Origin of the sequence: Pseudoxanthomonas sp. SE1 (assembly GCF_029542205.1) — a bacterium.
GTDB lineage: Bacteria > Pseudomonadota > Gammaproteobacteria > Xanthomonadales > Xanthomonadaceae > Pseudoxanthomonas_A.
In genome coordinates this window covers 3,843,010-3,855,219 of sequence record NZ_CP113783.1, presented here as the reverse complement: position 1 = coordinate 3,855,219, position 12,210 = coordinate 3,843,010, and the positions used below count along the sequence as shown (strand labels likewise).

General features: G+C 67.1%; 9 protein-coding genes. 2 read left to right on the top strand and 7 right to left on the bottom strand.

All coding sequences use genetic code 11. From position 1 onward, the window contains the following. The first annotated feature begins 63 nt into the window (after positions 1-63). Positions 64-1,431: a bifunctional UDP-N-acetylglucosamine diphosphorylase/glucosamine-1-phosphate N-acetyltransferase GlmU gene (gene glmU / locus OY559_RS18115; RefSeq protein ID WP_277727676.1), complete on the top strand. Its 1,368-nt coding sequence runs from the start codon at positions 64-66 to the stop codon at positions 1,429-1,431. Positions 1,432-1,595: 164 nt separating this feature from the next. Here the strand turns inward: glmU and OY559_RS18110 are convergent, their stop codons facing one another. The 7 genes from OY559_RS18110 to OY559_RS18080 all read right to left on the bottom strand — a co-directional run bounded on the left by OY559_RS18110 (position 1,596) and on the right by OY559_RS18080 (position 10,135). Continuing rightward, complete coding sequence (locus OY559_RS18110; RefSeq protein WP_277727675.1) at positions 1,596-2,924, bottom strand: sensor histidine kinase; 1,329 nt, start codon at positions 2,922-2,924, stop codon at positions 1,596-1,598. Then, a complete protein-coding gene (locus OY559_RS18105; protein ID WP_277727674.1) occupies positions 2,921-4,258 on the bottom strand; it encodes a sigma-54-dependent transcriptional regulator in 1,338 nt (445 codons plus the stop codon). Before OY559_RS18105 ends, OY559_RS18110 begins: the two co-directional genes overlap by 4 nt. Positions 4,259-4,261: 3 nt before the next feature. Beyond that, the gene (locus OY559_RS18100; RefSeq protein ID WP_277727673.1) at positions 4,262-5,362 is read right to left on the bottom strand and encodes an ABC transporter permease; all 1,101 of its coding nucleotides are present in this window, start codon (positions 5,360-5,362) and stop codon (positions 4,262-4,264) included. A 142-nt stretch (positions 5,363-5,504) separates the two neighbouring features. Then, positions 5,505-6,728 carry an ABC transporter permease gene (locus OY559_RS18095; protein ID WP_277727672.1) on the bottom strand — a complete coding sequence of 408 codons (1,224 nt, stop codon included), beginning with the start codon at positions 6,726-6,728 and terminating at the stop codon, positions 5,505-5,507. 23 nt (positions 6,729-6,751) lie between these two features. Then, complete coding sequence (locus OY559_RS18090; RefSeq protein WP_277727671.1) at positions 6,752-8,062, bottom strand: ABC transporter permease; 1,311 nt, start codon at positions 8,060-8,062, stop codon at positions 6,752-6,754. Between the two features lie 10 nt (positions 8,063-8,072). Further along, the gene (locus tag OY559_RS18085) at positions 8,073-8,795 is read right to left on the bottom strand and encodes an ABC transporter ATP-binding protein (RefSeq protein ID WP_277727670.1); all 723 of its coding nucleotides are present in this window, start codon (positions 8,793-8,795) and stop codon (positions 8,073-8,075) included. A gap of 71 nt (positions 8,796-8,866) precedes the next feature. Then, a complete protein-coding gene (locus OY559_RS18080; RefSeq protein ID WP_277730055.1) occupies positions 8,867-10,135 on the bottom strand; it encodes an efflux RND transporter periplasmic adaptor subunit in 1,269 nt (422 codons plus the stop codon). A 194-nt stretch (positions 10,136-10,329) separates the two neighbouring features. Between OY559_RS18080 and glmS the strand changes: the two genes are divergently transcribed. After that, a complete protein-coding gene (gene glmS / locus OY559_RS18075) occupies positions 10,330-12,156 on the top strand; it encodes a glutamine--fructose-6-phosphate transaminase (isomerizing) (protein WP_277727669.1) in 1,827 nt (608 codons plus the stop codon). The last annotated feature ends 54 nt before the right edge of the window (positions 12,157-12,210 follow it).

The following is a 12,210-nucleotide window of genomic DNA, read 5'->3' as shown; positions in this document are numbered from 1 at the left end:
GACGGACTGAATTGATACCATCGCACCAGGTCGAAGGCCGCCGTCATCGTAATGGGAAACCACATGAAGCCACTACACGTCGTCATCCTCGCCGCCGGTGAAGGCAAGCGCATGAAGTCCGCGCTGCCCAAGGTGCTGCAGCCGATCGCGGGACAGCCGATGCTCGCGCATGTGATCGACGCGGCACGCGCGCTGTCTCCGGCCGGGGTGCACGTGGTCCATGGCCACGGCGGCGACCAGGTGCAGGCCGCCTTCGCCGATCAGTCCGATCTGCACTGGGCGCACCAGGCGCAGCAGCTCGGTACGGGCCATGCGGTGGCGCAGGCCATGCCGGACGTGCCGGACGGCGCGCGTGTGCTGGTGTTGTACGGTGACGTGCCGCTGACACGCAGCGAGACGCTGCAACGCCTGCTGGACGCGCCAGGCCGCCTTGCCGTGCTGGTCGCCGAGCCGGTCGATCCCACCGGCTACGGCCGCATCGTGCGCGACCAGGAAGGGCGCGTGGCCGCGATCGTCGAGCACAAGGATGCCGACGACGAACAGCGCCGCATCCGCACCATCAATACCGGCATCATCGCCGCCGACGGCAGCGCGCTGAAGGGCTGGCTGGCACGACTGTCGAACGAGAACGCCCAGGGCGAGTACTACCTGACCGATGTCTTCGCGATGGCGGCCGAGGAATTCACCCCGGCGGAAATGGTCCTCGTCGGCGAGCCCATCGAGGCCGAGGGCGCCAACGATCCCTGGCAGCTGTCGCAGCTCGAGCGTGCCTACCAGCTGCGCGCCGCGCGTGCGCTGTGCGTGCAGGGCGCGCGTCTGGTCGATCCGGCGCGCTTCGACCAGCGCGGCACGGTGACGGTCGGGCGCGACGTGCATGTCGACGTGGACGTGATCCTGGAGGGCACGGTGGAACTGGGCGACGGCGTCGTCATCGGCCCGTTCACGCGCCTGAAGGACGTGAAACTCGGCGCTGGCACGCAGGTGCGCGCGCATTGCGACCTGGAAGGCGTGGCCAGCGAAGGCGCCGCGCTGATCGGTCCCTACGCGCGCCTGCGTCCGGGCACGGTGCTCGCCGACGGCGTGCATGTCGGCAACTTCGTCGAGACGAAGAACGCGCGCATCGGCGTGGGCAGCAAGGCCAACCACCTGACCTATCTCGGCGACACGGTCATCGGCACCGGCACGAACATCGGCGCCGGCACCATCACCTGCAACTACGACGGCGTGAACAAGTCGACGACGACCATCGGCGACCGCGTGTTCGTGGGCTCCAACGCGTCGCTGGTCGCGCCGGTGACGCTGGCCGATGGTGCGACCATCGGTGCGGGCTCGGTGATCTCGAAGAACGCGCCCGCCGATCAGTTGACGGTCGCACGCGCACGGCAGGTGACGATCGAAGGCTGGCACCGACCGGTGAAGAAACCGAAGTAGCGTAGGGCGGGCTCAAGCCCGCCATTTGCGGAAGTACATTGAGCGGGATCGCGGTGGCCCGCCCTCACCCATTACCCTCTCCCGGAGGGAGAGAGGGAGTCGGTGCCATACGGTTTCGGCTTCGGTTGCAGGCGGATGTCATCGATATCCTGTTCCCGAAGAGATCAATTTTCGGGCAGCTGTATGGACACGCACAGGCCGCCGCCATCGCGGTTGTGCAGCGAAAGCCGGCCCCCGTGCGCTTCGATGATCTCGCGCGTCAGCGCGAGTCCCAGCCCGGTGCCGTTGCGCTTGGTCGAATAGAACGGCACCAGCGCGTTCTGCAGCACGGCGTCGTTCATGCCGGTGCCGCGATCCATCACCTCGATGCGCAGCCAGTCGGGAAGGCGCGTAACACGGACCGATACGCCATCCGGAGTGGTGCCCGATTCGTGCGCGTTCTTCAGCAGGTTGAGCAGCGCCTGTTCGAGCTGCGCCACATCGATGCGGCCATCGATCTCGGCCTCCGGCATCGTGAGATCGAAAGCGATCTGCCGTTGCAGCCCTTCGAAGAAGGCGCGCCAATGCACCGTCTGAAGTTGCGGCTGAGGCAACTTGGCGAAGCGTGCATAGCCGCGGATGAAGCCTTCCAGGTGGCGCGCACGCTCCTCGATGGTGCCGAAGACTTCTTCGAGGCGGTCGTGACGACCGCGACGCACGAGCTCCGCACCCGAGTGTGCGAGCGAAGCCACGGGCGCCAGCGAGTTGTTGAGTTCATGGCTGATCACGCGGATGACCTTCTTCCATGTCATCACCTCCTGTCGCCGCAGTTCGCTGGTCAACAGACGCAACAGCAGCAACTCGTGTGCCCGGCCATTCAGGCGGAAGTTCCGGCGCGCCAGGTGATAGACCTGCTCCTCGCCGTCCTCTTCCTCACTGCCGATGGCGAACAGACTGTCGCCACCGCGTGCGAGGGCTTCGCGCATCTCGACCGGTGCGGATCCGATCAGTGCGTCGTAGTCCTGGCCTTCGAGTTTCCAGCCGCTGTGCAGCAGTTTGCGCGCGGCCACGTTGGCGAAGATCACCCGCCGGATGCCGTCGCCGCCGGGCGCGATCAACAGCATGGCCACGGGCGTGTTCTGCACCATGGTGTCCAGCAGCAGTTCGCGCTGGACCAGGCTCAGGCGCTGTTCGCGCAACACCTCGCCCAGCGCGGCATGCGACTGCACCAGCTCGGCGAGCTCGTCGTTCCCGCGCCAATGGATGCCGAAGTTGTATTCGCCATCGCGATAGCTGTTGACGCTGCCGGCCAGCGCGCGGAACAGCGAGTAGGTGCTGCGCAGTCCGCGATGGATCGCCCACATCGCCAGCGGCAGCACCACGATGGCCGAGACCAGCACCGCGATGATGTCGTCGCCGAACCAGTGCGACAGTGCGACCGGCAGCACCAGCGCCAGCGCCAGCAAGGGCAGCAGCCAGGACAGCACGCGGCCGGCGAGGGAGCGACGGATCATGGCGTCTTGATGCCGAAGCGTTCCATGCGCCGGTACAGCGCCTGCCGGCTCATGCCGAGATCGGCGGCGGCCTGGGCGATGATGCCTCCCGCACGCGCGAGCGCGGCTTCGATGTCGGCGCGCTCCGGTTCCGCCACGACCGTGCTGCGTGCCGGTGCAGGCCGGGGCAGGTTGAGGTCGGCCGCTTCGATGCGGTCACCCATTGCCAACAGTCCGGCGCGCTGGATGACGTTGCGTAGTTCGCGCACGTTGCCCGGCCAAGCATGCCGGAGCAGTGCGGCGCGGGCGCTTTCGCCCAGCGGCTTGTCCGCGGGACGGAAGCGCTCGGCCAGCGGCAGGATGTCGCCGGGACGTTCGGCCAGGGGGGGCAGCGCGAGTTCGATCGCGTTGAGGCGGTAATACAGATCCTCGCGAAAGGAGCCCTCGCGGATCATCGTCGGCAGGTCGGCGTTGGTAGCGCTGATCACGCGCACCGTGACCTGGCGTTCGCGATTGGAGCCGAGGCGCTCGAAGCGCCCGGTCTCCAGCACGCGCAGCAGTTTCATCTGGCCCGTCAACGGTAGGTTCCCGATCTCATCGAGGAAGAGCGTGCCGCCATCGGCCGCCTCGAACTTGCCCTCGCGCGCCTTGTTGGCACCGGTGTAGGCGCCGGCATCGGCACCGAACAATTCGGCTTCGATCAGTTCGGAGGGCAGGGCGCCGCAGTTGAGCGTCACGAAGGCGCCCGACTTCACGCTGGAGTTGGCCTGGATGATCTCGGCGATCTTCTCCTTGCCCGCGCCATTCGGGCCGGTGATCAGCACCGGCAAGTCCGAACGCGCCACCTGGCAGGCGAGTGCGACGACGCGTTCGCTCGCAGGATCTTCGAACACGAGGTTGCGCAGATCGTACTTGCTGGACAGCTGGTCGCGGCTGCGGCGTTCGCGGCTGCGGCGGCGATCGAGCTCATTGCGCGTTTCAGCGAGTTCCAGCAGCGTGTTGACGGTCGCCAGCAGCTTGCGGTCGTCCCAGGGTTTGGCCAGATAGTCCGTTGCGCCGGCCTTGACCAGGTTCACCGCCGCTTCCAGATGCGTCCACGCCGTGAGCAGGATCACGGGAAGGTCGGGCCACTGCGCTCGGATTGCGGTGAACAGCTGCTCGCCTTCCACGCCGGACGTGGTGTCCTCGGTGAAGTTCATGTCCTGGATGACCAGGTCGACCGCTTGCTCGCGCAGCAGGGCCAGGCCTGCTTCCGGCGATTCGGCATGCAGCGTGTCGATGTCGTGCAGCGAGAAGAGGACTTCCAGTGCCGTGCTGACGGCCAGGTTGTCGTCGATGACGAGGATGGTGGGCATGCGCTATAGCCTAACCGAAGGACTGCGGCTGACGAGGTGCGGCGGGATGCTGAACGCGTGCGACGCCGCCCAAGTCGCGATGACCGGAAGCACGATCGCGCAAGCGAGCGCCAGCGATGCGGTTTCGACTGGGTGGACGGCGAGCGCGCCGCTGGCAAGTCGCGCGGCCACGGGTGAGTGCAGCAGGAGCCAGCCGAGGGTCGCGCCCAGACCGGTCACCGCCGCGAGTTCCAGGCTCCACTCCCGTACCAGCTGGTTGCGGCGTGCGCCGAACGCCATGCGCAAGCTGAGTTCCAGCCGGTGGTGTCGCGCCATCCAGTCGGTCGCGAGCAGCAGGGTCGCGAGCAGGCACAGCGCGCAGAGGCCGGCCGCTGTCCACAGTGCTCGCTGCCGCTCGGGATACAGGGAGTCCAGCGATGCGGTGCGGTCTGCGGCGAGGGATCGCGACGTGCCCAGGATCCCGCGCGGAAAGGAGGTCCTCAATGCCTGCTCCACGCCACTGGCAACGCGGACACGGTTCCCGATCCCGCTGCGGACCAGCAGAGGCCCAAGCCGTGCGTCCGCCGGCACCGTTGGCAGCAGGATGGAGAAGCCTTCTGGATTCTGTGCGAATCCGTTTGTTGCCGCAGGCAGTGCGGAGACGACGCCTACGACGGTCAGCGGCGCGTCGCCATGGATGTAGAGACGTCGACCGATGACAGGTGCGGTGGGGGACAGGTGCTTGGCCAGGCTCGCGCTGATGATGGCCGGGGCGCCGGTCGCGTGCATGCGGGTCTGGTCGCCGGTGTAGGACGTGAAATCGACGGGCATGAAGTCCCGGCCTTCGACAACGCGAAGTCCCAATGTCTGCAGCATCGCCTCCGATCCAAAGTACGTCGCAACCACCACGTCGCCGCCGTGTGCGTCGTCCGTCCATACGCGGGCCGTCCACGATACGTCGGGCGAGTAGGGCGACTGGTTTCCGATCGCCGCATGACGTACACCCGGGACGGCCTTGACCCGTCGCAGCAACTCGGCCGATGGGAGCGGCGTGTTGTCGGCGGTGTCCAGGCGGGGGAAGACCGTGATCTCGTCCTCCGGCAGCAGCGAGGGCAGCGAAGGCATGGTCCGCCATGCGGACCATGCCAGGGTTGCCAGCACGACCAAGGCCACGACCTCCGACACCAGCAGGACGCTCAGCCATGGATGTCGACCGAGCATCAGCAGACGGGAGCGGACCATGGCGGGTCTGCGGGCCCGCGCAGCCTCAGGCGGTACGCGTCGCCACCGCTGGCGGCACCGACGCGGCCTTGCGCGCCGGCCCGTACACGGCGATCTGGCCCAGCAGCCACAGCAGCACCGCACCGACCGGCAGGTACAGCAGCGGCAGGCGGGGCAGTTCGTACTTGCCCATCAGCAACTGGTTGATGCCGTAGGCGAGCATCATGCCGATCACGATGCCGATGGTCGCCAGCAGGAAGTTCTCGGTCTGGAAGTAGCGCAGGATCTGCCCCTTGGTCGCGCCCAGCGCGCGGCGGATGCCGATCTGCTTGGTACGCTGCTGCACCCAGAAGCTGGCCAGGCCGACGATGCCCAACGCGGTCACCACCAGCAGCGAGATGATCACGGTGATCAGCAGCCAGGCCATCGCGCGGTCGCCGCGGTAGTAGTCGCTCATGATGTCGGTGAACGTGCCCTCGCGCAGGATCAGCCGGCGCGAACTGTTCTTCTCCAGCGCGGCGATCGCCGCCTTCTGCACTTCCGTTCGGCGCTCGGGCGTGGTGCGCAGCACGAAGGTGCCCATGGTCAGGTCCTTCGCAGGCAGGATCATGCTGAAGCCGCCTTCGGCCGGACCGCCGTTGTCGTTGGTGCGGATCAGCCGATCGACCACGCCGACCACCCTGTGCGGCGCATTGTCGGTGTTCCAGGCATAGATGTTCTTGCCGACCGCACTCTCGCCGGGGAACAGCTTGTTGGCCAGTTCGCGGCTCAGGATCACCGCCGGCATCACGTACTTCGCGTTCTGCTTGTTGATCTCGGTCCAGTTGACGTACTCGTCGGGCGTGAAATCGCGGCCTTCGGCCAGCTTCAGTCCCAGCGTGTCGATGACGGCATCGCCAAGATAGACGTTCGCCTGCGCGCTCGGGCGCTCCTGCTCGGGGGCTAGCTGGATGGAGCTGTTCCACGATGAGTTGTCGAACGGCACATGGTTGATGCTGCCGGCGGCCTGCACGCCCGGCAGCGCGCGCAGGCTGGCGACGTCCTGTTTCACCAGCGCATCGGCTTCGGGGTTATCGCCGATGTTGCCCATGCTGATGCGCACGATCTCCTCGTTGGCCAGGCCGGTGGGGCGGTCGATGCGCTCCAGTCGCTGGGTGATGAGGAAGACGGCGTTGCAGATGATGGCGCACGACAGCGCGACTTCCAGCACGATCAGCGCGGCGGCCGTCTTGTGGCGGGACAGAGTGGAAAGAATGGGGCGGATGTCCATGGCGTGCCTCTTGGATGGATGGGTCACTGGCTCTTGAGCTGGATGGCGGGCGTCACCTGCATGGCGCGCCAGGCAGGCAGCATCCCGGCGAGCAGGCTGGCGACGATGGCCAGCGCAAAGGTGGCCAGCAGCATCTTCACGTCCATGTGCGCCAGGTCGGCGTAGCCGGCCGGCTGGTGACGGACGGCCCACAGCCCCAGCCACGCCAGGATGAGGCCGAGCACACCGCCGACCAGTCCGACGGTGCCGGCTTCGACCAGGCATTGCGCGAAGATGGCCTTGCGCGTAGCGCCCAATGCGCGTCGTACGCCGATCTGCGATGCGCGGCCCAGGAATTTCGCCAGCAACAGGCCGACCGTGTTGAGCAGGCAGACGGCGAGGAAGCCGAACGCCAGCCACACCTGCAGGCGCACATCGCCGGGCACCGCACCCTGCTTGTCCAGCCACTGCATCACGTTGTGCAGGTCTACGTTGTTCGGGCGCTCGAAACGGCCCGCCGCACGCTGCTGATCGGAATAGTTGGCCAGGTACTGCTTGTACGCGCTCACCTTCTCCGCTGATCCCAGCTCCACCCAGTACTGCAGCCACGAACACGGGGCATTGGGTCCGCGCGAGCCTTCTTCATCGCCGCTGGAGTCGCCCCAGCAGTTCATGTTGCCCTGGGTGCCCATCTTCAGGCTGAGCGCCGTCCAGAACGGCACGAACAACTGCTCCACTTCGGTGAAGCGATCCTGCGTCATGTCGTAGAACTTCGGCGCGGGACGCCACTCGTCGAGCACGCCGATCACGCGGAACGTCGCACCGGAGGCCTTGATGTCGCGCCCCACGCTGTTGGCGCCGCCGAACAGCTTCTCGTTGAGCGCCTTGGAGATCACGGCAACGCGCGCGCGCGATTCATCGTCGGCCGCCGACCACCCGTTGCCGTAGCGGAACGGCACGTCGAACATCGGGAAGAAATCGGCGGTGGTGTACCGCGATTCGATGCGGAACGGTTCGATCTTGCCATCTTCCGATTCGATCGACGACGCGCCGCCTGTCATGAAGGCCTGGCGATCGCCCTTCTTGTCGCGCAGCAGGCGTTCGGCGTCGTAACGGGTGAACTGGTCTTCCGGCTCGTCGCCGGGGGTGAAGCCGTTCATCGAGCGCGGATCGAGACGCGGGTAGAAGAGCTTGTCGCTCTTCTGTGGGATCGGATCGCCCGAGAGCACGTAGAACACGGTCAGCGTGGTCATGCTGGCGCCGATGCCCAGCGCGATGGCGAGCACCATCAGGAACGTCAGCGCCTTGTTGCGTTTGAAGCTGCGCAGCGCGAGGGTGAAGTAGTAACCGAACATGGCGGTCTCCTCAGGCCGAGGCGTTGGCTTCGGCGGCGTGCGCCGCGCGGATCAGGGCGGGCTCCACCGACAGGTCCGTGGCCATGCCGTCCACGATGTGCACGTTGCGCTGCGCGCGCGCGGCGAGTTCAGGGTCGTGGGTAACCATGATGATGGTCGTACCCTGCCGGTTGATCTCCTCCAGCAGTTCCATCACGCCGCGGGCCATCTGAGAGTCCAGGTTGCCGGTGGGTTCGTCCGCCAGCAGCAGGCGCGGGCTGCCGGCCAGAGCGCGCGCGATCGCGGTGCGCTGTTGCTGGCCGCCGGAAAGTTCGGCGGGATAGTGCTTCATGCGCGAACCCAGGCCGACCCGGCCCAGGGCGTCCTCGATGCGCTGCTTGCGCTCGGCCGCGGGCATGCCGCGGTAGCGCAGCGGGACATCGACGTTGTCGAACAGGTTGAGATCGGGAATCAGGTTGAAGCCCTGGAAGATGAAGCCGATCTTGTGGTTGCGCAGGCGCGAGCGTGCGTCATCGCCCAGGCCGCTGACGTCCTGGCCGTCGAGCAGGAATTGCCCGCCGGTGAAGGTTTCCAGCAGGCCCGCGATGTTGAGGAAGGTGGTCTTGCCCGAGCCCGACGGGCCGGTGACCGCGACGAACTCGCCCTCGCGGACATGCAGGTCGAGCGAACGCAGCGCGTGCGTTTCCACCTGTTCGGTGCGGTAGACCTTGGCGACTTGGCGCATCTCAAGCATGGCGGGTTCCTTCTTCGGGTTCGGAGTGGATGACGTGGGGGAGGACGCGTGGGGAAGGCGGGTGATGCGGATCAGTTGACCGAGACACGCTCGGCATCGCCGAACAGGTCGCTGCCGGAGACGACGACCTTGTCGCCGGGCTGCAGGCCGCTGAGCACTTCAACATTGCTCAGGCTGCTGACGCCCAGCTGCACCGGGCGGCGCACGGCGGAGTTGCCGTCCATGACATAGGCCTGGCGGCCGCCGTCCTGTTCGAGGAACGGCCCGCGTTCGACCATCAGCACGTTGCGGCGCGTCTCCATCAGGATGCGTGCGGACAGGCGCTGGTTCTGGCGCAGGCCGGGCGGCTGCTTGTCGGAAAAGCGCAGGCGGGTGACGACTTCGCCGTTCACCACTTCCGGCGACACCGCGGAGATCTCGCCGGGATACGGCTGGCCAGCGCTGGTCAGCGTGGCCGGCATGCCGATGGCGAGGTCGCGGGCGAAGCTTTCCGGCACCTTGATCTCGACTTCGAACACCGACAGGTCCACCACGCTCAGCACCGGGGCATTGATCGCCACGTTGGAGCGTTGCACCGCCTGGATCTGGCCGACCTGGCCATCGAACGGCGCGCGCAGGGTCAGTGCATCGACCTGGCGCTGCACTTCGGTCACCACCGCCCGCTGGCGTTGGGCCAGCAACTGCTTGTTGCGCGCATCCAGGCCGGCGCCCTGGCCCTGCAGGCCGGCGTCCTTGCGCGCGTGGGACAGTGCGATCTCGGCCTTGCGCAGGTTGTCCTGCGCCTCCAGCACGTCGACCTGCGGCACCGCGCCGCCTTCGAAGCCGCGCTCGTAGCGCTGCAGGGTCCGCTCGGCCGCCTGGCGCTCGATCTCGGCCTGGTCCAGCGCCTTCTGCGCATTGGCGCGGGTGACGCTGGCATCCAGCGTGGCGCGGCTGGCTTCGGCTTCCAGGCCGGCCAGCGTGGTCTGTTCCTGCGCCAGCTTGCTGCGCAGCTCGGGGCTGTCGATCTCGGCCAGCGGCTGGCCCTGCTTCACCTGGTCGCCCGCGACCACCTTCAGCGTCACGACGCCCCCGGCCACGGCGTACAGCGTGGGGCTGTTGGCGGCGATCACGCGGCCATCGGCGGCGATGTCGCGCACCAGGTCGCCGCGGGTGACTTCGGCGATGCGCAGGCGCGCACCGTCGATGGAGGTGGTGCCCGCCAGCCAGCCGCGGGCGGCGAACACGATGCCCGTCAGCAGCAGCGCGCCGCCAACGGCAGGCCACACCCAACGGCGCCATGCCGGTCGGGCCTGGGTGGAACTGAGCACTCGGTCTTGGGCGGAGGTGTCCCGAATCATCGGCGGCATGCGTTCTGTGGAATGACCTGCATGTCTCAGCAGGATGCGTGCCAAACACAAGCGATTGATTTTAAAGGGGGTTGTCCGGTGCGGGTGACTGTCCGGGTGTCCGCGGACACCGTGCGGACAGGGCCTGTCCAGTGCCGGACACGTAGAATGTCCGCTCGTTTCACTCAGATGGAAGACACACGCTTATGTGCGGAATTGTGGGCGCGATCGCCGGTCGCGACGTGGTGCCGGTACTGATCGAAGGACTGAAGCGGCTGGAATACCGGGGCTACGATTCCGCGGGCATCGCGGTGGTCGACCAGCAGGACGTGCGTCGCGTGCGCCGCACCGGCCGCGTGGCCGAGATGGAGGGCGCCGCCGCCGCCGAGGGGTTCAACGCCAGCCTCGGCATCGGGCACACCCGCTGGGCCACCCATGGTGGCGTCACCGAAGCCAACGCACATCCGCACATCAGCCACGGCGTGGCGCTGGTGCACAACGGCATCATCGAGAACCACGAGGAGCAGCGCGAGAAACTGCGCGCGCTGGGCTATGTGTTCGAGTCGCAGACCGACACCGAGGTCATCGCGCACCTGATGCACCACCACCTGAAGGGCGGCGACGACCTGCTGGCCGCGCTGCAGCGTACCGTGAAGGAACTCACCGGCGCCTACGCACTGGCCGTGGTCAGCCGCCAGGAGCCGGACCGCATGGTCTGCGCGCGCATGGGGTGTCCGCTGCTGATCGGTCTGGGCGAAGGCGAGAACTTCATCGCCTCCGACGTCTCGGCGATCATCCAGGCGACGCGCCGCGTGATCTTCCTGGAAGAGGGCGACACCGCCGAAGTGACGCGCGAAGGCGTCAAGGTGTTCGACGGCCAGAACGCACCCGTGCAGCGCGACGTGCATGTGTCCGACGTGTCGCTCGCGTCGCTGGAGCTGGGCCCGTACCGCCACTTCATGCAGAAGGAAATCCACGAGCAGCCGCGCGCGATCGCCGACACCATCGAGGCGGTGGTCGACGGCGGTTTCTCGCCGGCGCTGTTCGGCGTCAATGCCGAAGCCGCGTTGCGCGACATCGAAGGCGTGCAGATCCTCGCGTGCGGCACCAGCTATTACGCCGGCATGACCGCGCGCTACTGGATGGAAGCCATCGCCGGTGTGCCGTGCAATGTCGAGATCGCCAGCGAGTACCGCTACCGCGCCGCGTACGCGAACCCGAAGCACCTGATCGTCACCATCTCGCAATCCGGCGAAACGCTGGACACGATGGAAGCGCTGAAATACGCCAAGTCGCTGGGCCATGAGCACACGCTGTCGATCTGCAACGTGCCCGAAAGCGCCATCCCGCGCGCCAGCGAGCTGGTCTGCTACACACGCGCCGGCGCCGAGATCGGCGTGGCCTCCACCAAGGCCTTCACCACCCAGCTGGCGGCGCTGTTCCAGTTGACCGTCGTGCTGGGCAAGCTGCGCGGCAAGGTCACGCCCGAGCACGAAGCCGATTACCTGGAGCAGCTGCGCCACCTGCCGGGCAGCGTGCAGCATGCGTTGAACCTGGAGCCTCAGATCGCCGCATGGGCCGAGCGCTTCGCGCCGAAGTCCGACGCCCTGTTCCTCGGCCGCGGCCTGCACTACCCGATCGCGCTGGAAGGCGCGCTCAAGCTGAAGGAAATCTCCTACATCCATGCCGAGGCCTACCCGGCCGGCGAGCTGAAGCACGGCCCGCTCGCGTTGGTGGATGCGGACATGCCGGTGGTGGTGATCGCACCCAACGACGTGCTGCTGGAGAAGGTGAAGTCCAACATGCAGGAAGTGCGCGCGCGCGGCGGCGAGCTGTTCGTGTTCACCGACCAGGACAGCCACTTCAGCGAATCCGAAGGCGTGCACGTCATCCGCACCCCGCGCCATGTCGGCGTGCTCAGCCCCATCGTGCACACGATTCCCGTGCAGTTGCTGGCGTACCACACCGCGCTCGCGCGCGGCACCGACGTGGACAAGCCGCGCAATCTGGCGAAGTCGGTGACGGTGGAGTAAGCTGCTCCGGACGCCGGAAACGAATCGGGCCGCCCCAAGGCGGCCCGTTGCTTT

What these genes read in the sequence shown, in the direction of transcription:
- glmS (WP_277727669.1), top strand. Translation starts at nt 10,330, where the DNA reads ATGTGCGGAATTGTGGGCGCGATCGCCGGTCGCGACGTGGTGCCGGTA.
- OY559_RS18080 (WP_277730055.1), bottom strand. Translation starts at nt 10,135, where the DNA reads ATGATTCGGGACACCTCCGCCCAAGACCGAGTGCTCAGTTCCACCCAG.
- OY559_RS18110 (WP_277727675.1), bottom strand. Translation starts at nt 2,924, where the DNA reads ATGATCCGTCGCTCCCTCGCCGGCCGCGTGCTGTCCTGGCTGCTGCCC.
- OY559_RS18100 (WP_277727673.1), bottom strand. Translation starts at nt 5,362, where the DNA reads ATGCCTTCGCTGCCCTCGCTGCTGCCGGAGGACGAGATCACGGTCTTC.
- OY559_RS18085 (WP_277727670.1), bottom strand. Translation starts at nt 8,795, where the DNA reads ATGCTTGAGATGCGCCAAGTCGCCAAGGTCTACCGCACCGAACAGGTG.
- OY559_RS18090 (WP_277727671.1), bottom strand. Translation starts at nt 8,062, where the DNA reads ATGTTCGGTTACTACTTCACCCTCGCGCTGCGCAGCTTCAAACGCAAC.
- glmU (WP_277727676.1), top strand. Translation starts at nt 64, where the DNA reads ATGAAGCCACTACACGTCGTCATCCTCGCCGCCGGTGAAGGCAAGCGC.
- OY559_RS18095 (WP_277727672.1), bottom strand. Translation starts at nt 6,728, where the DNA reads ATGGACATCCGCCCCATTCTTTCCACTCTGTCCCGCCACAAGACGGCC.
- OY559_RS18105 (WP_277727674.1), bottom strand. Translation starts at nt 4,258, where the DNA reads ATGCCCACCATCCTCGTCATCGACGACAACCTGGCCGTCAGCACGGCA.